Source organism: Ochrobactrum sp. BTU1, assembly GCA_018798825.1.
Lineage (GTDB): Bacteria > Pseudomonadota > Alphaproteobacteria > Rhizobiales > Rhizobiaceae > Brucella.
Genome location: CP076355.1, coordinates 806,156 through 831,206, shown reverse-complemented (window position 1 = coordinate 831,206; position 25,051 = coordinate 806,156). Strand labels below are relative to the sequence as shown.

Genomic DNA, 25,051 nt, shown 5'->3' with positions numbered 1-25,051 from the left:
TAAGCGCGGCATGTTCCTGAAGATGGCGATTTATCGGAACGTTCATTGTTTTAGGCCTTTTGCGATCGTGTCCGAAGTTACTTTCAGAAGGTCGATATAGGTAGGAACTGGTCCATCAGCCTCGGAAAGAGAATCGACATACAGCACGCCGCCGTATTTCGCGCCGGTTTCTCGCGCAACCTGTTCTGCCGGTGCTGCCGATACCGTGCTTTCAGAAAAAACAGCGGTGATGTTATTTGCGCGAACCGCATCAATCACCTTACGTACCTGCTGAGGTGTGCCTTGTTGGTCCGCATTAATCGGCCAGAGGTAAAGCTCCTTTAGATCAAAATCACGAGCGAGATAGGAGAATGCGCCTTCGCTGGTAACGAGCCAGCGCTTGTCAGCTGGTATAGCCGTAAATTCTGCTCTGATCGGATCAATTGTCGCCTTTATCTCGGTCTTATACTTCTCAGCATTGGCTTTGTAGACTTCAGCATTGTCTGGATCATATTTGACGAATGCATCACGAATATTATCGACATAGATGAGGGCAGAAGTAGGCGACATCCATGCATGTGGGTTAGGTTTGCCAGAATAAGGGCCTTCTGTGATGCCCATTGGCACAACCCCGTCACTTACGACCGCGCTTGGAACGTTCTTAAGTCGCGAGAAGAACTTCTCAAACCACAATTCGAGATTAAGTCCATTCCAGAGGACGAGATCTGCATCCTGCGCCTTGATTAGATCGCCAGGCGTTGGCTGATACTCATGGATTTCAGCGCCGGGCTTGGTAATTGATTCAACAGTGGCGGCATCCCCGGCAACATTCCGGGCAATATCTGCAATGACCGTAAATGTAGTTACAGCTTTAAATTTGTCAGCTGCAAAAGCGGAACTTGATGCCAGCAGCATTGCGAATCCAGCAACAAAAGCTTTTGCCAAGCCACATCTGATCGGTCGATACATTACCTTCTCCTTAATGCGAATAATTAGCAATTGCATAACGTAGAATTATATTCACCTCAAGCGCTTTTGCAAATCATTTGCAATTAGGGAAGGTCTTTCTTGCTAGATACAAATTTCCTTCCTTTTTTCATGCAATCTAAAATTGTGTACTTGTATTTTATGTTAAATTTCTTTTTTCAGAATCGAGATGATTCCAGCTTGGCTCCTTGAACCGATTTTTCAACGCGACCTGGGGTAACTCTGTTAGTAAACTGATGCAGCGTTTCTCGAATTTATTTCCATTTCTAACATTTGAGATGTCGGAAAGAATGCCCGATTGCAACGAAGTGGAGCCCATAAATAAGAAAGAATTTCAGGGGCAGCGGAGATGTAAGAATCAAGAAAAGAGCTCGACAGAACCGGACAACTTAGGTGAAGCTTTCTCTTATGGATTCCAGCAACCAAGGTAAGAGGACGTGGCTCGAAAAAAATGATGATAATTCTCTGGATTAAAAAGAAAACTTAAAGTTGTATTTTATGCAAAAATCATGATTTGCGAGCAATTGAATAATGCGAATTTTTTTTGTTACAGCTGAAATGGAAACAGCGTTCAAATTGCGAGATTCTTCGGAATTCCTACTAGTAACTACTCCTGAAACGAATATTCCCATCATTGATCTTGCGAAGATATACGCAGAATCGGCAACAACTCTCCGAGAGATCGTTAGTATTTTCAGCAACAGTGTTTGCAACTCAGTCAGTTTGTCATGGGCTACTTAAGAGACGCTGATGATAGCGGCGAACACCAGTTGCGTGCTCTATACTCCGTAGTGATTTAGCTTCCGACACGTAGCGACAATGCTTTCAGTAAGCCCATCGCAGTTCTGTGGGACTTCGCGCTCTTGCAACTTGGCAAAATTAGACACGGGGATCGCGCCAAAGGAACAACCCATCAGATAAATCATAGAACAGAACTGAGGAGCGGTTTGTTTAGCTAGCACTGGGTGTCGATCCTCGTTTCAGCCATTTACGCCAAATGTGAATTTCACTTCTTCGGCGCCAACGCCGCACGCGATGTGAGTCATGCGAAAGTACGATCAGTCCTAGAGGCAACATCCAGAAGCCTAGCACCGGGAGAAAACCTAATGCGCCACCTACGACCAATGAACCGCCAAGTGTTCGCCGCATGAGCACTGATTGAGGCATTGGGATTCGCTTTCCAAGAATCACAATTGCGCGTTTTCGTGGTTTAGGTTCGTATTCTTCGGTCACTCGGTCTTTCTCACAGCTTGGGGGCAGAAACTTTTCGGTTGGAAACGTCCCAGAGAATATAGGGTTTCATGATCAGAATGCAAAAAATTGAAAAAAAACAAAATTAGGGCTTGGCAAATCAGAAATCCTCCTGCTATACGCCACCTCGCTGACGCAACGAGCACCTCTTCCCCGGTAGCTCAGTGGTAGAGCAACCGGCTGTTAACCGGTTGGTCGCTGGTTCGAATCCGGCCCGGGGAGCCACTTACTTTTTTGGGTTACAACTGCTCAAAAATTTAAGTTAAGCTAATCAAAGGCTTACGGCTCAATTTAAAAATCACAATATAACTATTGATCCAAATCGGCTACAATCCGGATTACATTCTGGGTTACATTGTGGGCGTTGATCTTGTCAGTTGATATTACGAAATATGTGCAGCGGCAGCCGAGCGGTATCTACCGCTATTATAGGCGCGTGCCGATCGAAGTGTCGAATCACGACAAATGAACTTTCGTAAAAATAAGCCTCAAAACTAAGAATCATAAAGAAGCACTGGAAAAGGCGCAGGGCGTTCATGACGCGACCGAGCGTCTCTGGGCTGCAATGTCATCGGGCAACGACAATCGCCCTGAATGGGAGCGCTATGAGGCTGCTGTGCGGACTGCACAGTCGCTGGGTTTTGCGTACAAGCCTGCGGCTGAGATCGCATCAGGATCATATGAAGAGCTCTTTCTGAGGGCGAAACACGCCGCAGAAGTCTTAGAAACAAAGCCGTCTGCGGCGAAAGCAATTGTCGGGCTGGTCGATTTTCCTAACCCTCGCATCTCAAATGTCTGGCAGATGTATGAAAAATTCAACCAGTCCGGATTATCAGGACTGTCTGAAGGCCAGATGTCCAAACACAAGGTCTCTCGCGAACGCGCGATTAAATATGCCAGCGAACTGCTCGATGATCTTCGATTAAGTGAAATTACGCGCGCTGACGTGCTTCGATATCGCCAATGGTGGACAGATAAAATTGCGACGGAGAAGCTTAAAGCGTACAGCGCCAACCGCAGCTTTAGTGACTTGAAAGGCATGCTGTCTGTCATCGACGATGCGCTTCAAACTAACTTTCGCGCACCATGGTCGGGGATTCGCCTAAAAGAAACTAACGCCACAAAACTGGATAAGCGGCCGCCGTTTTCGGTCGAATGGGTGCAAGATCGCTTATTACAGTCAGGAGCGCTTGACGATATCAATCAAGACGCGCGGCTCATTATATATACGATGATTGAAACAGGGATGCGTCTAGGGGAGGTGTGTAACCTTCGTTCCGAGGACATTCGGCTAAACGATGAAGTGCCTCATGTTGAGGTCGCTGAACGCGAAGACAGGCGACAGAAGACCGATTACTCGGTGCGTCGTATCCCTTTGGTAGGAGTTGCACTCTGGGCAATGAAGCAAGCTCCGGATGGGTTCGCTCGTTACGCTGACAAGTCAGATTCAGCGTCGGCTGCTATCAACAAGTTTTTGAGGTCAAAAGATTTATTCCCGTCACCGAAGCACACGATCTATTCGCTCCGACATACCTTCCAGGATCGAATTGAGAACGTGGGCGCTTCCGATCGCATGCAAGCGGATCTAATGGGGCATGAATTCGGACGCCCTAAATACGGCGATGGCGCCGAGATGAAGCGGCGCCGTGATCTGCTGGAGTCCATTAAGTTGAAATGGGAAGGCTAGGCCGCGCGAAGTATCGCCTGAGCTCGAGCTAGAGCGCTGTCTCGGCTTGTAGCGGCTGTAAGCTCAGCTTCCGCGCGCTCTAACAAAGGAATGGCCGCGTCTCCGAATTTTACGACGAGCTTAGCTGTATTCCGAACGCATTCTTCGTATTCGGCCATGCTGAAAGTCTGGCTCATGCTTGGTGCCGAGTAAATATAATCGGAACGAGGGCTGATTTAATCGTCAAAGGATGGAACATTCGATTCCTGTCCACGTTATTGCGGCAAATTCCCCTCCTAAGGATATGGAAATGTGGCCCGTAAACAGCACGATTCATAATTTTTACTACCTCTCAGAACAGTCGAATGGTCTTTGGGCCGTAAAGGAAACCGTCAGTCAGAATCCGGTTTCACTCAATGGGCAGCTATGCTGCTCGCTTAAGAAGCGCGATGCCGAAGAACTGATTGAGTACCTCAACGGATTGGATGAGGCGCTAGCGGCTTAGTGGGCTATGGCGATGATCTACCCTTTCCAAATTGATTTGTTTCGGTTTCGTTCCTGTTGTAATTGCCGCCTGACAGGGGAGCCACATGCACATCCACAGTACGAACCGAACGATTGGCGACTGTATCCGCTCCCGCCGTCGGTTCGATCCATACGAGTTGCGCGCCCTTGATACGGGCGTTGAGGCAGCTGGGGAGTTTTTGCAGTCCATACAGAAAACCGACCTTGCGGAATGCGACGAGTTAGAAGCGCGCATGCTGGTGAAGGCCGCATGGGAAGGCTGCGGGCGAGGGATGCGGGAAGCTTTGAAAGCTGCGCCGTTTTGAAGGGAACAAGATGAAGCACGACAATGATAATAGCCTCGGTCTCGTCGTCCGATTGTGCAATCTAATAGATGCGATGTCTCAACCGTGGGTGGATGGGGCTTCGCATTCTTTACGGACGCGTCAATATCGATCCCGGCCCAGATGACCTCTACGACATCCCCGATTTAGGCGCTCCTGTTTATGGGAGATTGCGGGAAGGTATCAAGATGGTGCTTAACGCTATGATCTTCTCTAAGAAACCACTTAGTCGGATGCCCAAGGGGACACGTCAGCTCTTTCCGAAGGGGGCAACAATCGGAAGCATTACGTCAGCGATTGAGAACCGACACCCTGCCATAAGGCATCTCTTCTATAAAGGCATTGGTCACCGTGACCAGTTCACCGAAAGTCAGATCATGGTGGATTTGCTGTTACGGCTGATGGACGAAGGTGTCGTCGCCTTGCAGCTTCATGACGCCGTATTGGTTGCAGAGAGCAAGGCCCGGAAGACGGAGGTAGTGATGCTGGAAACTTTCATGACGCATGTCGGTATCGCCGGAAAGGTCACCCGCGAATAGAGTATTGCCCCCGAAGTTTCTCGCAGGTGGACCGCTTGGCAGACCTTTCATCCTTACCGAAATCATACAACAGGTTCTCATGTATTAAGAGGGAAAGGTTGTCCAAGCTTGTTTCTTGACCGTTCCTGTAATCTGTATGGTCTTCAACAATCAGAATGGCGAAGCCATCAGCAAGGATGACAACTTAGGCGATCCTCTGGTTGCACGTTAAGCCAACTTCGCAGGAACCTTGCATGTGGACAGGGGGTCAGCCTAAGGTGATAACCTATGGTATTGATCTCCTCTGAGGAGGAGGATCATTGAGCCTTAAGAGCAACCTAAGCTAACATGTACAGCTACAACGTTCAGGTGAACCTAAGGTACAATTAGGAGGTAACCCTCAAGGAAATCTTCTATATGGGGACCGTAAGGAGACTTCATGTGCTGATGTGAAGCACTTTGTAGGTTTGACCTTCTCGGGGTGCGTTGCCTTGGCTCCTCGTAATACAAATTCGCCCATAGAGCACCCATAGAGACGCGCCAAGCAATTTCAGCTACATGCACTTCATTCTGCCTAATACCCACCTATGGCGCTCTCTGAGGCAAATAGAGCTAATCCGAATATCCACCCTCAATTCAACCCGCAGCACTTCTTGTACTTCTTGCCCGATCCACACGGGCACGGATCGTTGCGCCCAACCTTTGTCGAACGGGCTGACGAGAATATGTTCAGCATGCTTCGCGTATTAGGCATGTTTCGCGCATATTGGCCGATCCTTGCAGCCGCTAGGCGCTCAGCATTCAGTATTTCAACCCAGCCGGGGATAAGGTCGGGTGCCGTTTCGTGTATGCCTTCAAGTTCTTCTTTCTCGACGCAGCTCTCATCCTCAGCAACGCCAATAAGCATGATAAGCCCAGCCATTGCCGTTGCGGTGTCTTCGTCAGCGTTAAGATAAATGCGCCAGCTTTGCGGACGCTACGTCATGGCCTGTTCAAAGCCCTCGATCCAGAATTCCCATAGGGTGTCGTCTGCGTTGGGATCGACATCGAAGACCGGCGCATAACGTCCTAGGCTGAGATCCGTAATCGTCGCGTTGTAATGTTCCATGACCAGATTTGTAAGCAGCTTTGCTTGTTCGACATCTTCAAAGACATACTCACCGTCCTCATTGCCGCCACCCCAGACAAACGGCAGCCATTCACTCGGCATGATCATATCGGGACACACGATGATCCCGGCAAGGAAACCTTCAAGCTGACTGAGGAACATCGCATCGCTGTCGATTATCAGCTTATTCAGTTCCTCATCAAGCAGTTGAAGGCGAGGGGATAAGTCATCTGACGGCATGTCTTCCGGTTTCATGGCAGGTCTTCAATGCTCCATCTGATCGGGCACGTGGCAGTGCGTGGGATCACCTTATATCTAGAACGGATGCTGCCATGCGCAGGGTTCTAAGGGATTAGGAGGAGGATTACCTCACCTTGGCAATGTGTTCTTCTACAGATACCTTCGAATAACCGAGAAGAAATCCATCTATCCGTTCGCGGTCTAACCTATCGAAAACCCCTTCTATGTTGCCTGCCCAAGAGAGCCGAGAAATAAGGTCCTTGAGCTTGCAACGCCATTCCTCGGAAGGCAAGCAATAGGTGCGCAACTCGAAAGCCAGCTCTTCGTTACGTGTGACGAATTTCTTAATTTTCCCACTGTCGACATAGGGTTGAAATTCAGCATCTCCTACGAGTTCAGAAGGAACGGCATCGTCTGCAAGAAAGCTGGCCATAGGCTTCGCACCGGCAAGCATCAATTCCAACTCTCGACCGTTGTGTGACCCTGGCTTGTCCAGATCAATTTTCTCATTCTGCATTGTATCACCCTTAATCAGCTCGATCACCTATGACAGCCAGCCTCGCAAGACGGAGCGCCGCCGCCGCCCCCACTGAAACTCGGAGGGATGTACCCCCCTCGGTCATTATCCCATACTCAGTTGTTAATTCCAAAGTTCCGGTCAAAGCAATCCTGACAAATCGTATTCCCGTGCCCGTCCATGAACGTGCCGCCCGTAGGAGCACCACAGTCTGCACCTGTGCAATTCCAAGTGGGGGACCGTTTGTCATCGGCCGCGTAAGCGTGCCATAAGGCTGGCATAAATGATAAAGCTATTACTACCAAAATCCTGAAATAATACATGAATTCTCTCCTCATATTTGTACTGTAGACGAGGTGAAGAGTGGTCAAAATCGCAGTTCATTGGGTGCAATAAGCTGTTGGATAGACTGCTGATGTCCCTGAGGGCGTATCAATCCTTGTCCTCTGCTCCATCTTGGGACTGAACGTCTCGTGGCTGGATACCCGGATTGTAATCGTGGTGGAACGGCGATGGCATCAGCGCAGCATCCTCGTCAGGTTCTATAGCTGCAGGTGAATTCCTCACGGGTGCTTTCAGCTTCGCAGCACAGATCTTCGATCTGTCTTGACATCGAAGTACTGCTGTCGAGCGAGAACGTCGACGATTTCGAAAAGAAAATGTTCACGATCCGCGTGGAAGAGCGACTGGCGTTCTCTGTCTATCGTCCAGAGTCATTCGTGACCGGCGACGTCGAAGGCGCTTAATTGATGGTGGGGAGACATTCGCCCGAAAGGCCGGGATGCAGGAACAGACCTCGCAGATCATGCGCGCCGTCGAAAGCGTTACAAACCGCATCGACGGGCTTACCGAGCGCATGGATTGTGTGTTTGAACAGAAGACGACGCGGGCGAGGGGTAGGGCAGTAACGCGACAGGGTGGAAACAAACTGGCGCGAACGCGAAACGATTGCAAAACGCGGCTATGTCGGTTTTCAAAATGCGCTTATGAGTTCGCGTTGTGGATGGTGAGCGATCGATTGTGGGAGTGTGTTTGTGATCCCTGATGTGATTTCTTTGCTCTCTTCTTTTTCGCAACTGGCTGAACAATAGTTTGTTCATATTCCATCCGAGCATTTCTAAGCCGGAGAGTCTTTGCAATTCGAGCGTCCATCTCGACCTGTTGTATGGCGCGCGCAGTGCGATCTATTCTGGCTGCGATTGATTCTTTAACAGATGAGGTTGGCTTAAAGAGTGTCTCTTTGGTGAAGATTGGTTGCGTTTCAATTGACATAAATGAATTCCCTTAAAAATAAAAAAGGTCAGGCAACGCCTGACCTTAAAAGTAATCTTCTTTCAACAGTGCCAGTACATCCGTGGTCAAAGCAAAGAAGAGAACCTATTTATGCAGCCTGCAGGTTGCACGCAGACATTTTGCCCGACTTCATGTCGCGCTCCAAATCATAGCCAATCTTCTGGCCTTCGACGATTTCGCGCATTCCGGCGCGCTCGACAGCAGATATGTGAACAAACGCATGGAGGCCGCCATTATCAGGCTGAATGAAGCCGAAGCCCTTGGTGGAATCGAACCATTTAACTGTGCCAGTGGTCATAAAGAACCCTTTCATAGCAATAAAGATAGCAGCACGCATTTGCGTGACGCAAAGTGATAACGATTTTTAAAAGGGGGTTCGTTCAGGGCGCGATGCTAAACGCGCAATAAGCAAAACACATCAAAAAATATCGATAAACAATACATAAATAGTTATTTTGATTTTGTCAAATTGTATATATTTTTGTTATTTAAAATGGGAATCTTAGATAGCTTTTTTACCATATTTATTTAATATTTATTTTAATAATTACAGCAGTCGAACTCTCGAAACGGTCGGTTGACGGAATTATTCGTCAGTGGGCGAAATAGGGAATTTCAGGCGCTATTTCGCCCACTGACTTGTTGACGCCCCTTTCACTTCCACCACAATGACAAATTGCGGGCCACCAACCCGCAAACAAACCAACACGAGGAGACTGTATGTCTGAACAGCCACAGAGCACGGCGGCGCGCGTAAACACGGGTGGGCATGCAAATCCATTCCTTACTTGGCAAAATCCTCAAGGGTTCAATATTGCCAGCCTGCATGAAGGCCTGACAATACGTGATCATTTGCTGGGCAAGCACTGACTGGCCTTATTGGCGGATCGCACCATGAGATGGCGACCGTCGCAGAGATGGACAATACAACAATCATCAAGGTAGCTTCCTCGCTGGCTTACGCTTACGCCGACGCCATGATCGCTGCCAGAGGTGAGGCGTGAAGAAGCAGAAGAAAAAGCCACACGTGCAACTGTTGAGGGGCGGCATGGCAACATCAGGTTACGTGAGATCTATGTGGATGTTGATGTGCCAAATACAGACAATCCAGATGAAGTGGGTTGGAAGGTCGGAAGCAAGATAGTGTTCACGGCTGACAAGTTCTATTTCGGCGATGAGCCATGGCCTCATACTATTCCTCGCACTAATCATCCTGCCGACCTCGTCATAATCGAAACTCCATACAGTGGCGACGTGGAAGCAAACACAGCCTATGCTAGAGCTGAGACATGGATGGCGTGGATGGCGGTGCTCATAGTTATAGGATCAATTCTTGCGGAATGGTTCGGCGTCCCAACTGAATTTACTATACTAGCGGCACTGATCGGTATGGTGATTTGGGCACCTTTTTATTGGAGGTCGATACTATGGACAGGATCGACGAGACCACCGATCAGTTTGATGCTCGTGTGACCGGATACTGTTTAACTGTGATCGCTGCAATTGTCGTTTTGTGCGCTATTGGAGACCTAATAAAATGAACCAATTCCACGTCGGCCAAAAAGTGGTCTGCATCGATTCAGTCGTTGGGTTTGAGCAATACCTCGAGGTAAAGGAAGGCGAGATTTACGAGATCGAGTGGATCGGACCGTTCGAGCATTATACTCATGGCTCCTACATCGGAGTACGGCTTAAAGGCGTTGATCGTGGAACGTGCCCTCAGTTTGGTTATGAAAACCCGCCTTTTGCCGCGAGACGCTTCCGGCCGCTTGTGGAAGATAAGTTGTCAGCGTTGCGCGGCTTGCTTGCTGGCGGGCCAGTGACTGAGAAGTTTGAAGGACCAAAGCGGAAGGTGGAGGAGGGTGTGTGATGGTGCCAGATGCAAGAATTGACCGTGAGACACTCCCAGGTGATCTGGATAACTAGTCTCTATGAAGCAGATTATGCCGAAGCCGGTGCACTTGACTGATCTCGGCCTTCGATCCAATAGCGCGATCAAATCAGACGGCGGCTCGACCAGCTATTACGAGCTCCCGAAGGCGGCGAGCGAGCTAAACGATCTTATTGAACACAAAGGCATGTCCTTTGCGCTCGGCAACATCTTTAAGGCTTGCTATCGTTTCGGAGAGAAGGACGCCGCCAGCCGGCTGTATGATCTGAACAAGAACATATTCTTTGCTGAGAGATTGGAGGCGATCGAATGAACAACACTGGACAGCATAGACTAAACTCTAAATAATCTTAATCGCACGTTAACGTTAATCGCATTTACTAAGTTGGCTGGCTAATCCAATCCGTACCGATCCCTCCCGCCAGCTAAAACCCAAAAAAACCGCTCAGATCAATCACTGGACGGGCTTTTGTATTAGCGCAATAGAAAAACCCCGCCGAAGCGGGGCCATCTTAAACGGATTACTTTTTCGGCGGACCGACGCGATCGAGCAGCTTGTAAACGATCTCAGCACAGTCGTCTGTTGACTGATCTTCAGCGCACTTCACATCTACCTTAAATCCCTTATCCTCAACGCGGATGTGTGCTGACTTTTCGGGAGGAGGCGGACCTCTATGTGGCGGAGGTGGTGGTGGCGTACCCGGCGCTTCGGCAGATGAAGGTGCCGGTGGCTTAGGCGGCTCCTGCGCAAGTGCAGAGCTTGAAATCATAGCGAGTGCAGCTGCAGCAATAAGGACGATCTTCATTGCATTACTCCTAGCAGTGTTTGCGCAGAAGAAACATGCGGACGAACCTTTGGTTCCTAGGCAGGTTGATCATATTTTTATGATTGATGCCTGCAACAGAAAAGCCCCGGCACGTCTTCAACGTCACGGGGCTGCGCATGCGCTTGGACCCAGCTTCCTGACACGATGCGTGGCAAAAATTTTATCAAAATGAATTTTCATTGAAAAGTGTGTTTTGTTCGTTCGTGCCTATCCCACGTTCGCCTATATGAATAGCGGTAGCGGCTTCGACGAGGGCCTCGGCCGCTTCCAACCTATCCAATCCTGCCGTTTTTGGCTTCGTCTAAGGCCTCGACCAGCAAATGCGAAATACGAAATACGACATATGCCTTATGGCACTGTAACTGAGTTTGCGGTCATCTGCCTTTTGGATCGTGCATGACGCTTGCACGGTCGATTTTGTTTTCAGCTTAATGACTGGCTAGGCCAGTAGAGGAGGGCATAATGAAAATCGTTGCCATTTTAGCAATCGGATCAATCATGGCATCGGGGGCTGCGTTCGCAGCAGCTCCGGTCACTTCGGATAGCAAGCAGACCGTCACGCAGGATCGAGCATCTGGGCCGGTACTCGCTGGCGGGCCAGGCAGAATGCTTTCCCCATCCATCCCTCGTGGTGGCAAAGGGATCTACATAAGATAAGCGTCTGAAGTCTGCCTCGTTTTTGCGTGGCAGACTTTCCACCTTACCGTCGTCCAGCCAACGCGTCTTCGCCAAGCTGCCGGTGTTCGTAGCAGAACCAAAGCTGGCCATACTTTGTCTTGTAGCCGTAGCTGACGATCTGAACAATATCATATTCTCAGCTGAGCGATTGAAGGCGCTCGAACTGTGTGCAAAGAATCCAGGTCCGAGGCTTAGATGACATTTTAAGTAGTTTTAGCTGCACATTGGCCTTGATTGCATTTACTAGGCCCGCTGGCTGATCAAATCCGTACGGCTTCCTCCCGCCGGCGAAGAACCAAAAAAACGCTCCGATCTATTACTGGGTGGTTTTTATCCGCGCGCTGATAAAAACGCCGAAGATTGGGCATACCGAACGGATTACTTTTTTGGCGGCCCTACGCGACCAAGCAGCTTGTAGACAATCTAAGCACAGTCGTTTGTCGACTCGTCTTCAGCCCACTTCACGCCTAACTTAAAGCCCTTATCCTCAACGCGAATGTATGTATGCGGTGGTGGAGTACTCGGCACTTCGGCTGAAGGAGGTGATGGTGGTTTAGGCGACTCCTGCGCGAGCGCAGATCTGGAAATCATAGTGAGTGCAGCGGCAGCAATAAGAACGATCTACATTGCATTAATTCTAGCGGTTTCTGCGTGACCGAAACATGCAGACCAAAATTTAGGTTCCGCGGCGGAACTATCATTTTGGGTTCGAAATCTACAAAAAAATCCCCGCTTTGGCGGGGCTCTCTATTTCAAGCAATCGGTTATTCCATTTCCGGCATTTCACCAAATTGGAAATCAATGCGGCTTAGCGAACAATAATTCGTTCCCAGTTACCCTCGCCAAAAGGCTTGCCTCCATGACGCCGTATAAAAGCGCTCATCCGTCTTGCTGATGGAAAACTAAACACGCAAAAGTCAATTCCTGACTTACGTGCCATGCGGTGAGGCAGGAGTGCGCCAAGGCGCCCTGCGTCCCGGTGAACTTCACGCCGAGCGCACTTCAAGGCATAGGCTTCAGGAAGCGCTGCTTGAAAGTTCCTCATCACGCAGCCCTCAGAAAAGGGCTTGGCCGGCGTCCATAGGAGATTGCAAGGCTGGCATACTCTACTTCTTTGATTAGATATTCACGATCCTTGAGCAAAGATTCGATTGCCCCGCGCACGTCGCCCTTATGGTAGGCTAATACCAAATCAATCTCAGCGTCGTAGTTTTCCAAAACTCCATTCATGATGCTCTCCATAGCTCTCGTTGTTCTTGTTATGTTCCCTTTTCGATTAACAGTCAATAGGTTTGATTCGCCACGGGCGAGGGAACCGCTTTCAATTCTAACTACCTGAAAGTATAACTCGTTGACTTTGAATGATTGATCGTTCGAGAAAATTTCAAGTATGTTTCCATCAAATCATGAATCTAATCTGATTATTCACCCCGCTTCGATTGTTTTTTGCGTTTGATTCCACCCAAAAGGCATCTTCGAGAATCTGGAGATCACTCTCCCTTCGGGAACCAGTTTGGCTCCTATGCATTGTTATTCTTGTCCGTAGAGGAGAGAAATATGCTGACAGCTGGTGTCATGTGGCTTTTCGGTGTCCCGCTAATCGTAGTGATCCTTATTTATTTTCTTGTGCTCCGAAGGCGGTAGTTAAATACATAACTGCAGGAACCATCAATCTATTGGGCATATTGGAAAAACAACGTGATGACCCATCGATGTTTTCTTCGTTTATGTTCCTAACATCGTTTGTTTTTTAGAATGGAGGAAGGCATGAGGCTCTCAGTAATTTCACTGGCGGCAGCGATGGCTATGTTTTCATTTGGTGCACAGGCCGCACCGGTTTCAATGCCAGAGCCAGCCAATCAAACGGGCTTGACCCACAGCGTCGATTATCGCTGCGGACCCGGGCGCGTGACTGACCGAAGAGGACGTTGTGTGCGTGTTCGGCGCCATGCCCCACCGCCACCTCGTTGGGATCGCGAACGACCATCTCGCGACTGGAGAGGTAAGCGCCATTATCGGTCTGAGAGGCATTATCGCGGAAGGGATAATCGTCACTTCTGGCCCAGAAAACGCGAATCTCATAACTAATCTTAGTGGGCGATTTATAATCTAAAACGGCTCTGTCAATTCAAGAATTGACAGAGCTTTTTCTTGCGCTTGACTTATAATTGGATCGCTTCATTAATATAAGAAGGCTCAATAGGGTGTATTTTATGAAAAGAGCGCTTCTAGCCGCGATAATCACTGTATCTGCCACTCCAGTTCTGGCAGATAAAATCTACGATAAATGCATCAGTAAATCAGACGGGAGCAATAGTGCCTGGTCGCAGTGTGGTGGCGACTGGCTGAAGCGTGCCGATGATAAGCTGAATGCGACGTGGAAAAAAGCTTACAGTAAGGCTGACGGACAATCCAAAACCGATTTGCTTGCAGAACAGCGTCTATGGAACAGTTATAAGGAATCGTCGTGTAATCTTTATGCGAACGGAGACTGGGGTAGGGAAGGTCAAATTCTCAACTATCCCAACTGTCGGGCAAGCGTGATTGAAACGCGCACTAAGCAATTGCAGGAATACAACGCCTTCATGGCCGGTCAGTAATCAGGCAAGCAGTTCCCGGTCGACGCTTCTATGGCAGGAAACTCGTCTTTTGAGACGATGGCGATAGGCTTTAATAAAGCAACCATAGCCATTTCGGCTTGTGATCCTGGGGCTTGGAATGAAAACCCTGATGGCAGATAAGCGTCGTCCAAGATGTCAGGGCGACGTCCGATACACTACAAGCCAATCAATCGGAAGAAGGCAATCATGCGACTTGGCTGACGGCCTCTGCTGATCTTCCGGCTCCTTCTATTTTAAGATGAACCAGCTTGCTCGGCGTCCGCGCATATCGGAATCTTCTGTTGGCGGACGCTGCTTATTTTTGCTCATTGTTGTCATGCCTACGCGAACGCCGAAAATGAACGGGCTCAATCGGCAGACCTATCTAGGCGAGATGCTCGGAATTTTTCACATTAATTGAACCAAATCGGAATACCTGCGTTCTTAATCTATCATTAACCATGACGGAGTTTGCTATGCTGTTATATTCGAAGATTGAAACAGGTATTGCAGCGGCGTTTCTCGTTCTTATTCCCCTGATGCTCTATATGGCATGACGAGATGAGACGTTTGTTACTCGGGCGGCATTAAAGATTATAATCTTTTTTGCCGCCATTTTATGTTTCGATCACATTGATTTTATTTAATGTTTGGAAAGCCCTTCATTCATCTCTTGTTCACTCCGGCGGCGATAAATTCGGTCCAACACAAAAGGAGTGTCCCATGATTAAGAAAGCCTTTCTCGCCGCCATTGCTCTCTCGTTCGCTGGAGCGCCTCTTGCACAAGCTCAAGATTATCATCAACCACGTAAGCCTGGATACAATCGCGTAGAGCCATCCCGTCCGTCGCATGGAAAGGAATTCCAGCGTCATGACCGCCGTGATCAGGGCCACAAACGGTGGTCGCGTGGCGAGCGCTACGGTGACTGGCGCCGTCATCAGGAAATCCGCGACTACAAGCGTTATGGCCTGCGCAAACCAGGTCGCGGTCAGCATTGGGTAAAGGTTGATAACCAATACCTACTCATCACAGCTGCAACCGGCCTTATCGCAGGGATTCTCGCTGCTCGGTAGGCTTCGCGAAAATCGATATATTCTAAGCTTGAAGGCGGCATCAGCCGCCTTTTTGCATTTTCAGCATTTCAATCTGGATAAGCAAATACGCGATAAAACAAGGAACGGGGAAGAAAGCACTGCTTGCCCAAATAATCCCGAGTCTGCAATGTAAGGTCGCGTGACACCCCCGTCACATATGCAGGCACGACGCGCAGATACTAACGCGTTAAGCGGAGAATTCTATATGAGCGGCTTTCTTGCCCTTCTGGATGACGTTGCAGCTATCGCAAAAATTGCTGCGGCTTCGGTCGATGATATATCCGCAAATGCTGCGAAAGCTGGCAGCAAAACCATTGGCGTCCTGATCGACGACGCTGCTGTTACACCGAATTATGTTGTTGGGATAGCTGCTGCGCGTGAATTGCCAATGATAGGCAAAATCGCGATAGGTAGTCTTCGAAATAAAGGCCTGCTTATACCGGTACTCTTGGCGCTGGATTATTTTTTGCCGATCGCCATCACCGCACTTTTAATGATCGGTGGCGCTTATCTTTGCTTCGAAGGCGCAGAGAAAGTCTGGCACAAACTATTCCCAAGCAAGGACGATCATGAGGATGGAGGTTCAAAAGAAAAAGATCCAACTGCGCTGGAAGAAAAGCGCGTTGCAGGTGCAATCAAGACCGATCTCATCCTATCCGCTGAAATCATGACACTAGCGCTTTCAATGATTGAAACTAATTCAATCTGGATCGAGCTTTTTACGCTGATTGTTGTCGGCATTATGATCACGGTTTTGGTCTATGGCGTCGTTGCCGTCATCGTAAAGCTTGATGATTTCGGCGTCCTAATGGCTAGGAAAGGACGGCTTTCGGTGACACGCGCATTGGGCCGGTGGACAGTCCGCGCCGTACCTCAGCTCCTGCTTCTTCTCACCATAATTGGAACAGCCGCAATGTTATGGGTGGGCGGCAATATCTTTATTCATGGCCTTCATGAACTTGGCGTCCATCAGCCATTTGCATGGATTTCCGAAACAGCCGGCAATCTGGCTGCGTTCGTGTCGGCCGGCCTCTCGGGAACTGTTAACTGGTTCGCCACGGCCTTTGCTGATGGTGTCTTCGGCTTTGCTCTCGGTTCAGCAATAGTGATTATTATAGCCAAAGTTGTAGAACCACTTTGGAATACCGTTGGCCAAAAATCCTGATTATGCAGAATGAGCGAGGAACGGAACTTCCTCGCTCATTTTTATCTTAGATCATGCCACCATTGGCACGCAGAACCTGTCCATTTATCCAGCGACCATCTTCGCCGACAAGGAAATCCACTAAAGATGCGATGTCCTCCGGAGTTCCAAGGCGCTCCAACGGGTTCATTTTTGCCATCCGCTCAATCAGTTCGTCAGATTTGCCATTTAAAAACAAATCAGTTGCCGTCGGTCCCGGTGCAACCGCGTTCACTGTGATATTTCGGCCGCGCAATTCCTTGGCAAGTATTCCTGTGAGGGTTTCGACTGCAGCCTTGGTTGCTGCATAGACACCATAGTTTTCAAGCTTCAGACCAACCACACTTGTTGAGAAGTTGACGATACGACCACCATCACGCAAGCGCTGGGCAGCCTCTCTCATCGTGTAAATGCTGCCCTTCAGATTAATCGCAATCTGGCTATCAATGACTGAGTCATCGCCGTCCTTTACGGAAGCAAGTTTCATAATACCAGCATTGTTGACCAACACATCAACTCCACCAAAGGCGGATTCGGCACTTTCAAACATATGCCTAACGGCCGCAGCAACGCTCACGTCTGCTTGATGAGCGACGGCCCGACCGCCTGACTGGATAATTTCTGCGACTAATTTTTCAGCAGCATTTTTGTTACCAGCATAATTCACGATTACGGTAAAGCCATCAGAGGCTAACCGACGTGCGATAGCAGCCCCGATACCACGCGATGCGCCCGTAACGATTGAAACTTTGTCCTTGTTTGCTGACATGAGCCTAATTTCCTTAAGATACGCGTTTAAATAATCCATCAGATTGCGGCGCATTGCGAATGCGCTTTTCACCTTTGAGACGAAACATAGCACTTCTATAATTCCGAATAATCATCCATAATTCGGCATCACTATCCGAAAATGGCGAATAGTATCATGGACCGATTTGATGCCATGCGGGTTTTTACTCGTGTAGCGGAACGACGCAGTTTCACGCTCGCAGCAGAAGATTTAGGCCTGCCGCGCTCAACTGTAACAGATGCAATTAAGCAGCTAGAGAAACGTCTGGGTGTATGCCTTCTACAGCGAACTACGCGCCACGTTAGTCCAACACTAGACGGTGAGGCCTATTACCGCCGCTGCATTTCTATCCTTGAGGAGCTGGAAGACGCGGAGGGTGCGTTTGCCGGTGCAAAGCCTAAGGGTCTATTGCGTATCGATGTGCATGGAACATTAGCCCGGCATTTCCTGATGCCTGCATTGCCGCGTTTCTTTCAAACATACCCCGATATCGAAATTTATATGAGCGAAGGTGATCGCTTTGTCGATCTTGTTCGCGAAGGCATCGATTGTGTTCTGAGGGCAGGCGTTCTGCAGGACAGTGATATGATCGCTCGTCGTGTCGCTTTATTGAAAGAGGTCACATTGGCTTCCCCGACCTATCTCGAGCGTCACGGTATGCCCGCACATCCAGACGAGCTAACAAATGGCCATCACATGGTCGGTTTTCATTCGACATCGACAGGCGGGTTGCTCCCGCTTGAATTTACCGTCGCAGGCAGGGTGGTGGAGTTTGGTCTGCCCGCGCCAATGTCAGTTAATGCTGCTGAAAGTTACGTATCAGCCGCTTGTCTTGGTCTCGGACTTATTCAGGTTCCCATTTATCACGTACAGAAATCGCTTGAAGCTGGTGAATTGCTTGAGGTTCTAGCTGATTTTCCTCCAAAACCGACACCAGTATCTTTACTCTATAGGCGAGAGAGGCAGCTTTCTCCGCGCGTGCGTGTTTTCATGGACTGGTTGCAACGTGAGTTCAAAGAAGCGCAGGCCTCTGACACAGACCTTGCATTCGTGCAGTCTTAGCGTATGTCAGTGTCCGGGGATGTTTTGAAACATGGTGCGATTGCAATCATTCATGCGAAATATGCGATATGCAGCAATCCGAAGAGGATTGGATGCAATTGCATTTTCCGGTCTGGGTAAGTTGTTTCCATCCAGCGGTGGGCGAGGTGTAATCTTTACTTTGCATCATATCGGCGCGGATAAAACTGATGAGTTTCGCCCAAACTCCATTTTATCGGTTACACCTGAGTTTCTGACAGATACAATCGATATTGCGTTTGCTGCCGGTCTTGTGCCTGTTCATCTGCACGATCTTCCCGCGTTACTTTCAAATAAGTCAGATAATCGAAAATTCGTAGCTTTCACTTTTGATGACGGCTATCGCAACAACGCTGAGATTGCTGCTCCGATCTTCCACAAATTCGGAATCCCCTACACGGTTTTTCCGACGATGGGCTTTGTCGATCGCACCCACACAATCTGGTGGGAAACGACGGAAGCACTCTTGAGAAAGACAACGGAGATTAGCTTCGACTTTGGTAGAGGGCCTGAAACCTTATGCACCAAAACGGTCGCGCAAAAATATGTGGCTTTTGACCGACTAGCCGCTTTCGTTCGCACTTTCGATGAAGACGAAGCTGTCCGCCAAATTGATGATCTAGCCGTTAGCCAATGCGATATTGATCCGCGAGCCATCGTTGATAGCTTGGTTATGAATCAGACCGAACTTAAAGCACTGGCTACTGATCCGCTCGCTCATATTGGCGGACACACGATCACGCATGTCAATCTTCGGCGCGTAAGCGAAGAACGCCTCACAAATGAAATAAAGGCATCTCAAGCCGCAATAGAGCAGGTCGTGGGCTATCGGCCAAAATCGTTTTCCTATCCATACGGCTGGTGTTCCGCGGTTGGAGAACGTGAAATCGAGATGGTCGCAAAAGCTGGCTTTCAGGTAGCGGTCACAACACAGCCAGCGGTCCTCCAACATTCTGACGCGTTGAGACCGACGGCCATAAAACGAATATCGCTAAATGGCGATTTTCAAAAGCAACGCTACGTCAAAGCTTTGATCTCAGGTCTTGCCTTCAAGTTTTTATAAGTTCGGGTGGGACTCGAGCAGTTCCATGCATAATGCTTTGCTGGCCGCTGAAATATCGGGATTGAAAACTAGCCAATAGCCTTTTTTGCTCTTGAGGGTGATGTCGCAAGCCGGAACGAGTTGCCCTCGCTTGATCGCACCATCAATCAGACCGGCCCAACCAAGAGCCACGCCCTGTTCCGCAATTGCTGCTTCGAGCACCAAATTATAGGTATTAAACACCAAACCGTAATTTCCGTCCTCAATTTCCTCACCAATAGAGTCAAGCCAGGTCTGCCAAGTGTACCATCGATCACCTTGGAGAGTATCGAGGTGCAAAAGTGCTGTCGAACTTAAACCTTTTCCATTCGGAAATGGGCCATTACGTTCCAGAAAGCCGGGAGAGCAGACCGGCACAACGGATTCCCCGACAAAAGAGACAGCATCTTTGGGAAAATCCTCGCGCGATCCGAACAGAACAGAGATGTCCGCCTCCCTATGATCGAGAGGCTGCAGCATCGAAGACGCTGTAATGCGAACGTCAACATCGGGATACTTTGGCCGAAAATTTGCAACACGCGGCATCAACCAGAAGGCAGCAAAGCCATAATCCGTAGCAATCCGAAGCCCCGGCATGCGCTGTTTACGCTTGATCTGCTGGATAGCCTCGTCGATTCCATTCAACCCTTGCCGCACAGCCTCATAAAGTATGCGTCCTTCGGCCAAGATTTCGACCCCGCGCGCCCGTCTGGCGAAGAGTGAGACGCCCAGACGTTCCTCCATGCGTTTTATTTGATAGCTAACAGCAGGTTGCGTCATCCCCAATTCACGCGCTGCAAGGGTCAGATTTTCCAACCGCCCCACCGCTTCAAAAACACCAAGACTGCCAACATCCCAAGATAGAGAAACCATAAACAACCTTTATATCTGCAATAAAAAATGAATGTCTTTTCCCTTATCCTTAAAGATGTTTTCCTTAAAGGCAGAATGCAAGACATAACGAAATTTGATTTTACCGAGCGGGTTTCGTTAAAGCCAAACAGGGGAAAAGAATGCGCTATCTCAAATTGACGGCATTAGCATTGGCAGCGTTCACGGGGCTTACGGGCGCGGCTGCTGCAGCAGATCCTGCTGCATGTGAAACTATCCGTCTTTCCGATCCAGGCTGGACCGACATTACATCCACAAACGCCATCGCAAGCGTACTGTTGGATGGGCTGGGCTATAAGGCCGATGTAAAAACCATGTCGGTACCGATTGGATATGAAGCCCTCAAGACCAGCAACATCGATGTATTCCTCGGCAACTGGATGCCAGCACAGCAGAAGTTCCGTGACGATCTCGATAAAGCAAAGGCTTCTGAAGTTCTGGTCAAAAATCTTGAAGGCGCCAAATTCACTCTCGCTGTGCCGGATTATGTAGCAAAAGAGGGCGTAAAAGACTTTACCGACCTGTCAGCTCATGCTGACAAATTTGGCAAAGAGATTTACGGTATTGAGCCAGGCGCTCCGGCAAACCAGAATATCCAAAAAATCATCGAAGATAAGAAATTCAAGCTGGATGGCTGGAATATTGTGGAATCGAGTGAGCAGGCCATGCTTGCGCAGGTCGATCGTCGAAATAAAGACAAGCAATGGGTGGTCTTCCTTGCTTGGGCACCACATCCAATGAACACCAAACTTAATATAGAATATCTGTCGGGCGGTGACGATTATTTCGGCCCCAACTTTGGTGGCGCAGAGGTTTACACGCTTTCGCGTACCGGTTGGGCTGCGCAATGTCCAAATGCTGCGAACTTCTTTAAAAATCTCGTCTTCACGGTCGATATCGAGAATGAATTGATGGATAAAATCCTGAACGAAGGAGCGGAAGGTCCAGCTGCAGCTACTGCTTGGTTGAAAGCCAACCCAGAACATATCGACAAGTGGCTGGAAGGTGTGACGACCTTTAAAGGTGAGCCGGGTGCCGCAGCAGTGAAAGCCAAATTCGGTCTATAACCTGCACTGAACATGCTTTTAGGCGGGCGTTCTCGACGCCCGCCATTCTGCATTTTGATTTATTTCCATTTACGGTCTTAGCCAAATGAAAAAACCGAACATCCTCGTTCTGATGGCCGATCAGTTGAACGGAACGTTCTTCCCCGACGGACCTGCTGATTTTCTGCATACGCCCCACCTGCGCAAGTTAGCTGAGCGCTCGGCACGCTTTGCAAATTGCTATACAGCAAGCCCACTCTGCGCACCCGCACGCGCATCCTTCATGTCAGGACAGCTGCCTTCCCGAACAGGCGTCTATGACAATGCTGCTGAGTTTTCGTCAGAAATACCCACCTATGCGCATCATTTGCGCAATGCGGGCTACCAAACAGCATTATCTGGCAAGATGCATTTTGTCGGACCGGACCAGTTGCATGGTTTTGAACAACGTCTGACGACAGATATTTATCCTGCCGATTTTGGCTGGACGCCAGATTACCGTAAGCCGGGTGAGCGTATTGACTGGTGGTATCATAATCTCGGTTCGATCACGGGAGCCGGTTCTGCCGAGATCACCAATCAGCTCGAATATGATGACGAGGTTGCATATCAAGCCGAAGCGAAACTTTATGACCTTGCTCGCGGCCACGATGATCGCCCATGGTGCCTGACTGTAAGTTTCACCCACCCGCACGATCCTTATGTAGCCCGCAAGCGCTTCTATGATCTCTACGCAGATATTCCAGAGCTTGATCCGAAGATCGCACCTTTGCCTGAAGGTGAAATCGATCCCCACAGTGAGCGCCTGCTGCGCGCTTGCAAGGCTGAAGACTATGATCTCACGTCCAAGGAGGTAAGGGCTGCCCGCCAGGCCTATTTTGCAAATATCTCCTATGTAGATGAGAAGATTGGCAATTTGCTTGATGCAATAGAGCGATGTGGGATGAGCGACAATACATTGATCGTCTTTACATCCGATCATGGTGATATGCTCGGTGAGCGTGGTCTTTGGTTCAAAATGAACTTCTTTGAAGGCTCAGCGCGCGTGCCGTTGATGATCGCAGCACCCCAGCTAAAACCGGGTTTAGTCGAACAGGCGGTATCGACCCTTGATGTTTTGCCAACTTTGTCTGACCTCGCAGGCATTGACCTAAACGGTATTATGCCATGGACTGACGGCGTTTCGCTCATCGGTGTTGCATCCGGTGCTAGTTTAAGAGGTGCAGTTCCTATGGAATATGCAGCAGAAGGAACAGTCGCACCGATGGTTTCACTTCGAGAAGGGAACTGGAAGATAAACCTCTGCAGAGTGGATCCGCCACAGCTATTCAATCTTGCCCGTGATCCTGATGAGTTGGAAAATCTGGCTACTTCTGCAAAACATAAAGACGTGCTTGAACGCCTTGTCGATGCAGCCGAGAAGCGTTGGAACCTTGAATTGTATGATAGCCAGGTGCGAGCCAGTCAGGCGCGGCGCCATGTGGTTTATCCTGCTCTTCGCAACGGCGCTTACTATCCTTGGGACTACCAACCTCTGCAGAAGGCATCAGAACGCTATATGCGCAATCATATGGATTTGAATGTTCTTGAAGAAAATCAGCGGTTTCCGCGTTAGATTTGATAAAAAGGCTGATCAAAGATCAGCCTTTTTTAATTAGCTAAGAATGTCAGAAAGACGCTTTTGTTCTTTCTCAGTCCTGTCAAGATTGAGACCCGTGAGAAAGTCTAGAATGTGTGTTTACATCAATGCAGACGCCTCATTGGATCTATGTCGTTATATCGCAACAACGAGCGCGTTATGCGTATGGCTGCAACAAGTCGTTTCCCGACGTTGCCAGTACAGAGCAATAATCAGAGAACAACTTGGTAAAAGCTCGGCTACAAAGCCCGCCAGGATAGAATGCCCCCGCAATCTCAACAAGATCGAGAAGGCCAAGTGCCTTTGCAGCTTCAATATCACTATCGCGCTGGCTCAGCAGATCGAACTCATTGGCCGCCACGAGTGCGACCCGCCATCCACCTCTGTTTTCTCTGACATATTTATAAATCTCCGGCCCGGACTGATAATTGGCAATCATACTAAGTCCGGCAAAGTATGCAGGTGTCAACAATATTAATCCTCATCATGAAGAATACAGAGGAAGGTCGGTTACAATGGATATTAGTAATAAATAAAATAGTTTATTTTTAGAGACTTACGCTGCATCCTGCACGTAGAAAAGTAAAACAAAACAGGCGTGTGATGCTACAAAAATGCAGACGCACTTGATATCTAAAAGGCATCGATGATTCGTCGACTTAACCAAAGTTCAATTAGTTTTGCTCATCGAATGTCTTAATAGCTATTGAATGTAAAACGAATAGCGGTCACGTTTGCCACCCGTCTTCAATTAAAAGAGATGCCATGTCCGTCCAGCGCGCAAGTTTCTACATTCTTCTAGCTCTGGTCACTATAGCCTTCGCATGGCTGCTCATTCCGTATTATTCGGCTGTTCTCTGGGGAGTAATCCTCGCGCTTATCTTTTTTCCAGTACAGCAACGCCTTGTCCGACTGTTGCGTGGTCGCAGAAACATAGCAGCTTTTCTGTCGGTACTCATGTGTATCTGCCTTGTCATCATCCCGACACTGCTGATTTTTGGATCGCTTGTTCAGGAGGGAAACTCTCTCTATCAGCGTCTGAGTACGCGTGAATTTGATCTAAACAGCTACATTACGCGCATATTGGCGGCGCTTCCCGATACATTGGAAGAGTGGATGGTGCGCTTTGAACTCGGCACTTTCGCAGAATGGCGCACGCGTATTACCGGCGGTATTCTTCAAGGCAGTCAGATTTTTGCGAGCCGCCTTGTAAGTTTCGGTCAGAATACTCTGCAGTTTTTAATCAGCTTTGGCATCATGATCTACCTGCTTTTTTTCCTCTTCCGCGATGGCGCGGAACTGGGTGAGAAGATCCGTCAGGCAATCCCTCTCAGCGAAGATTACAAGAACCAGTTCGTCGAGAAGTTTGCTGCCGTCATTCGCGCCACCGTAAAAGGTAATATTATTATCGCACTCGTTCAGGGGACGATTGGCGGGGTTACGTTCTGGCTCCTTGGTATTGAGGCCGCGTTGCTGTGGGGTGTGATGATGACGATCTTCTCACTGCTCCCAGTTGTCGGCGCTTCCCTTGTGTGGGGACCTGCAGCCATATGGTTTGCAGTCAACGGTATGTGGGGCCAGACAATCATTCTGATACTGGTTGGCGTTTTGATAATTGGCCTGATCGACAATCTCTTGCGTCCGCCATTGGTTGGCAAAGGCACGCGTATGCCCGATTTTGTCGTGCTCATCTCGACGATCGGCGGCATTTCCCTGGTAGGGATCAATGGATTTGTCGTCGGCCCGATGATTGCAGCAATGTTCATTGCTGCCTGGTCGCTTCTAGCTCAAGAGCAAAACACGAAAATCCAGCCTCTGTCAGAATCAGATTAAAAATCTCAAA

General features: G+C 49.0%; 24 protein-coding genes, 1 tRNA gene and 6 pseudogenes. 19 read left to right on the top strand and 12 right to left on the bottom strand.

Going from position 1 to position 25,051, the window contains the following annotated elements; genetic code table 11:
• Positions 1 to 42 precede the first annotated feature (42 nt).
• Positions 43 to 948: a metal ABC transporter substrate-binding protein gene (locus KMS41_15170; protein QWK80231.1), complete on the bottom strand. Its 906-nt coding sequence runs from the start codon at positions 946 to 948 to the stop codon at positions 43 to 45.
• A 969-nt stretch (positions 949 to 1,917) separates the two neighbouring features.
• Positions 1,918 to 2,199 carry a hypothetical protein gene (locus tag KMS41_15165; protein ID QWK80230.1) on the bottom strand — a complete coding sequence of 94 codons (282 nt, stop codon included), beginning with the start codon at positions 2,197 to 2,199 and terminating at the stop codon, positions 1,918 to 1,920.
• Between the two features lie 168 nt (positions 2,200 to 2,367).
• On the opposite strand from KMS41_15165, the gene KMS41_15160 reads away from it, so the two are divergent.
• From KMS41_15160 to KMS41_15140, 5 genes and pseudogenes are all read left to right on the top strand, one after another.
• A tRNA-Asn gene (locus KMS41_15160) sits at positions 2,368 to 2,442 on the top strand.
• A 142-nt stretch (positions 2,443 to 2,584) separates the two neighbouring features.
• Positions 2,585 to 3,904: pseudogene (locus KMS41_15155) on the top strand (tyrosine-type recombinase/integrase).
• A 289-nt stretch (positions 3,905 to 4,193) separates the two neighbouring features.
• Positions 4,194 to 4,388, top strand: coding sequence for a hypothetical protein (locus tag KMS41_15150; protein ID QWK80229.1), 195 nt, complete (start codon positions 4,194 to 4,196; stop codon positions 4,386 to 4,388).
• A 124-nt stretch (positions 4,389 to 4,512) separates the two neighbouring features.
• Positions 4,513 to 4,713 (top strand): annotated as a pseudogene (locus tag KMS41_15145) (hypothetical protein).
• A gap of 92 nt (positions 4,714 to 4,805) precedes the next feature.
• Complete coding sequence (locus KMS41_15140; GenBank protein ID QWK80228.1) at positions 4,806 to 5,270, top strand: hypothetical protein; 465 nt, start codon at positions 4,806 to 4,808, stop codon at positions 5,268 to 5,270.
• 610 nt (positions 5,271 to 5,880) lie between these two features.
• Here the strand turns inward: KMS41_15140 and KMS41_15135 are convergent.
• The 3 genes and pseudogenes from KMS41_15135 to KMS41_15125 form a co-directional block, all read right to left on the bottom strand.
• Positions 5,881 to 5,967, bottom strand: a pseudogene (locus KMS41_15135) (SEC-C domain-containing protein).
• 258 nt (positions 5,968 to 6,225) lie between these two features.
• Positions 6,226 to 6,612 carry a UPF0149 family protein gene (locus tag KMS41_15130; protein ID QWK80227.1) on the bottom strand — a complete coding sequence of 129 codons (387 nt, stop codon included), beginning with the start codon at positions 6,610 to 6,612 and terminating at the stop codon, positions 6,226 to 6,228.
• A gap of 109 nt (positions 6,613 to 6,721) precedes the next feature.
• Positions 6,722 to 7,114 (bottom strand): hemin receptor, encoded by a 393-nt coding sequence (locus tag KMS41_15125; protein QWK80267.1) that lies wholly within the window; start codon positions 7,112 to 7,114, stop codon positions 6,722 to 6,724.
• Between the two features lie 532 nt (positions 7,115 to 7,646).
• Here KMS41_15125 and KMS41_15120 point away from each other — a divergent pair.
• Positions 7,647 to 7,860: pseudogene (locus tag KMS41_15120) on the top strand (phage major capsid protein).
• Positions 7,861 to 8,098: 238 nt separating this feature from the next.
• Here the strand turns inward: KMS41_15120 and KMS41_15115 are convergent.
• Together KMS41_15115 and KMS41_15110 are read right to left on the bottom strand one after the other, a co-directional pair.
• Entirely contained in the window at positions 8,099 to 8,386 is a 288-nt protein-coding gene (locus KMS41_15115) for a hypothetical protein (GenBank protein QWK80226.1), read from the bottom strand.
• A gap of 109 nt (positions 8,387 to 8,495) precedes the next feature.
• On the bottom strand, positions 8,496 to 8,705 hold the full coding sequence (locus KMS41_15110) for a cold-shock protein (protein ID QWK80225.1): 210 nt from the start codon (positions 8,703 to 8,705) through the stop codon (positions 8,496 to 8,498).
• A 422-nt stretch (positions 8,706 to 9,127) separates the two neighbouring features.
• Between KMS41_15110 and KMS41_15105 the strand changes: the two genes are divergently transcribed.
• The 4 genes and pseudogenes from KMS41_15105 to KMS41_15090 all read left to right on the top strand — a co-directional run bounded on the left by KMS41_15105 (position 9,128) and on the right by KMS41_15090 (position 10,611).
• Positions 9,128 to 9,277 (top strand): hypothetical protein, encoded by a 150-nt coding sequence (locus KMS41_15105; protein QWK80224.1) that lies wholly within the window; start codon positions 9,128 to 9,130, stop codon positions 9,275 to 9,277.
• A 123-nt stretch (positions 9,278 to 9,400) separates the two neighbouring features.
• The gene (locus KMS41_15100) at positions 9,401 to 9,880 is read left to right on the top strand and encodes a hypothetical protein (GenBank protein QWK80223.1); all 480 of its coding nucleotides are present in this window, start codon (positions 9,401 to 9,403) and stop codon (positions 9,878 to 9,880) included.
• A 64-nt stretch (positions 9,881 to 9,944) separates the two neighbouring features.
• A complete protein-coding gene (locus KMS41_15095) occupies positions 9,945 to 10,277 on the top strand; it encodes a hypothetical protein (protein QWK80222.1) in 333 nt (110 codons plus the stop codon).
• Positions 10,277 to 10,611, top strand: a pseudogene (locus KMS41_15090) (hypothetical protein). Before KMS41_15095 ends, KMS41_15090 begins: the two are co-directional and overlap by 1 nt.
• Positions 10,612 to 10,819: 208 nt before the next feature.
• Here KMS41_15090 and KMS41_15085 read toward each other — a convergent pair.
• Positions 10,820 to 11,104, bottom strand: coding sequence for a hypothetical protein (locus tag KMS41_15085; GenBank protein QWK80221.1), 285 nt, complete (start codon positions 11,102 to 11,104; stop codon positions 10,820 to 10,822).
• A 483-nt stretch (positions 11,105 to 11,587) separates the two neighbouring features.
• Here KMS41_15085 and KMS41_15080 point away from each other — a divergent pair, with 483 nt between their 5' ends.
• Positions 11,588 to 11,782 carry a hypothetical protein gene (locus tag KMS41_15080; GenBank protein ID QWK80220.1) on the top strand — a complete coding sequence of 65 codons (195 nt, stop codon included), beginning with the start codon at positions 11,588 to 11,590 and terminating at the stop codon, positions 11,780 to 11,782.
• Positions 11,783 to 12,847: 1,065 nt separating this feature from the next.
• Here the strand turns inward: KMS41_15080 and KMS41_15075 are convergent.
• Positions 12,848 to 13,033, bottom strand: coding sequence for a hypothetical protein (locus KMS41_15075; GenBank protein ID QWK80219.1), 186 nt, complete (start codon positions 13,031 to 13,033; stop codon positions 12,848 to 12,850).
• Between the two features lie 983 nt (positions 13,034 to 14,016).
• Here KMS41_15075 and KMS41_15070 point away from each other — a divergent pair.
• From KMS41_15070 to KMS41_15060, 3 genes are all read left to right on the top strand, one after another.
• On the top strand, positions 14,017 to 14,403 hold the full coding sequence (locus KMS41_15070; protein ID QWK80218.1) for a DUF1311 domain-containing protein: 387 nt from the start codon (positions 14,017 to 14,019) through the stop codon (positions 14,401 to 14,403).
• Positions 14,404 to 15,126: 723 nt separating this feature from the next.
• The gene (locus tag KMS41_15065; protein QWK80217.1) at positions 15,127 to 15,477 is read left to right on the top strand and encodes an RcnB family protein; all 351 of its coding nucleotides are present in this window, start codon (positions 15,127 to 15,129) and stop codon (positions 15,475 to 15,477) included.
• 226 nt (positions 15,478 to 15,703) lie between these two features.
• On the top strand, positions 15,704 to 16,663 hold the full coding sequence (locus KMS41_15060; protein ID QWK80216.1) for a DUF808 domain-containing protein: 960 nt from the start codon (positions 15,704 to 15,706) through the stop codon (positions 16,661 to 16,663).
• A 46-nt stretch (positions 16,664 to 16,709) separates the two neighbouring features.
• Here KMS41_15060 and KMS41_15055 read toward each other — a convergent pair whose 3' ends face one another.
• Complete coding sequence (locus tag KMS41_15055) at positions 16,710 to 17,450, bottom strand: SDR family oxidoreductase (GenBank protein QWK80215.1); 741 nt, start codon at positions 17,448 to 17,450, stop codon at positions 16,710 to 16,712.
• 156 nt (positions 17,451 to 17,606) lie between these two features.
• Here KMS41_15055 and KMS41_15050 point away from each other — a divergent pair, with 156 nt between their 5' ends.
• Together KMS41_15050 and KMS41_15045 are read left to right on the top strand one after the other, a co-directional pair.
• Positions 17,607 to 18,533 carry a LysR family transcriptional regulator gene (locus tag KMS41_15050; GenBank protein ID QWK80214.1) on the top strand — a complete coding sequence of 309 codons (927 nt, stop codon included), beginning with the start codon at positions 17,607 to 17,609 and terminating at the stop codon, positions 18,531 to 18,533.
• Between the two features lie 31 nt (positions 18,534 to 18,564).
• On the top strand, positions 18,565 to 19,614 hold the full coding sequence (locus tag KMS41_15045; GenBank protein QWK80213.1) for a polysaccharide deacetylase family protein: 1,050 nt from the start codon (positions 18,565 to 18,567) through the stop codon (positions 19,612 to 19,614).
• Here the strand turns inward: KMS41_15045 and KMS41_15040 are convergent.
• Positions 19,609 to 20,505, bottom strand: coding sequence for a LysR family transcriptional regulator (locus KMS41_15040; protein ID QWK80212.1), 897 nt, complete (start codon positions 20,503 to 20,505; stop codon positions 19,609 to 19,611). The two genes, KMS41_15045 and KMS41_15040, sit on opposite strands and share 6 nt — an antisense overlap.
• A gap of 140 nt (positions 20,506 to 20,645) precedes the next feature.
• Here KMS41_15040 and choX point away from each other — a divergent pair, with 140 nt between their 5' ends.
• Together choX and betC are read left to right on the top strand one after the other, a co-directional pair.
• On the top strand, positions 20,646 to 21,590 hold the full coding sequence (choX, locus tag KMS41_15035; protein ID QWK80211.1) for a choline ABC transporter substrate-binding protein: 945 nt from the start codon (positions 20,646 to 20,648) through the stop codon (positions 21,588 to 21,590).
• Positions 21,591 to 21,675: 85 nt separating this feature from the next.
• Positions 21,676 to 23,184 carry a choline-sulfatase gene (gene betC / locus KMS41_15030; protein ID QWK80210.1) on the top strand — a complete coding sequence of 503 codons (1,509 nt, stop codon included), beginning with the start codon at positions 21,676 to 21,678 and terminating at the stop codon, positions 23,182 to 23,184.
• 313 nt (positions 23,185 to 23,497) lie between these two features.
• Here betC and KMS41_15025 read toward each other — a convergent pair.
• Positions 23,498 to 23,671 (bottom strand): annotated as a pseudogene (locus tag KMS41_15025) (branched-chain amino acid ABC transporter substrate-binding protein).
• A gap of 302 nt (positions 23,672 to 23,973) precedes the next feature.
• Here KMS41_15025 and KMS41_15020 point away from each other — a divergent pair.
• On the top strand, positions 23,974 to 25,041 hold the full coding sequence (locus KMS41_15020) for an AI-2E family transporter (protein QWK80209.1): 1,068 nt from the start codon (positions 23,974 to 23,976) through the stop codon (positions 25,039 to 25,041).
• Positions 25,042 to 25,051: the final 10 nt, after the last annotated feature.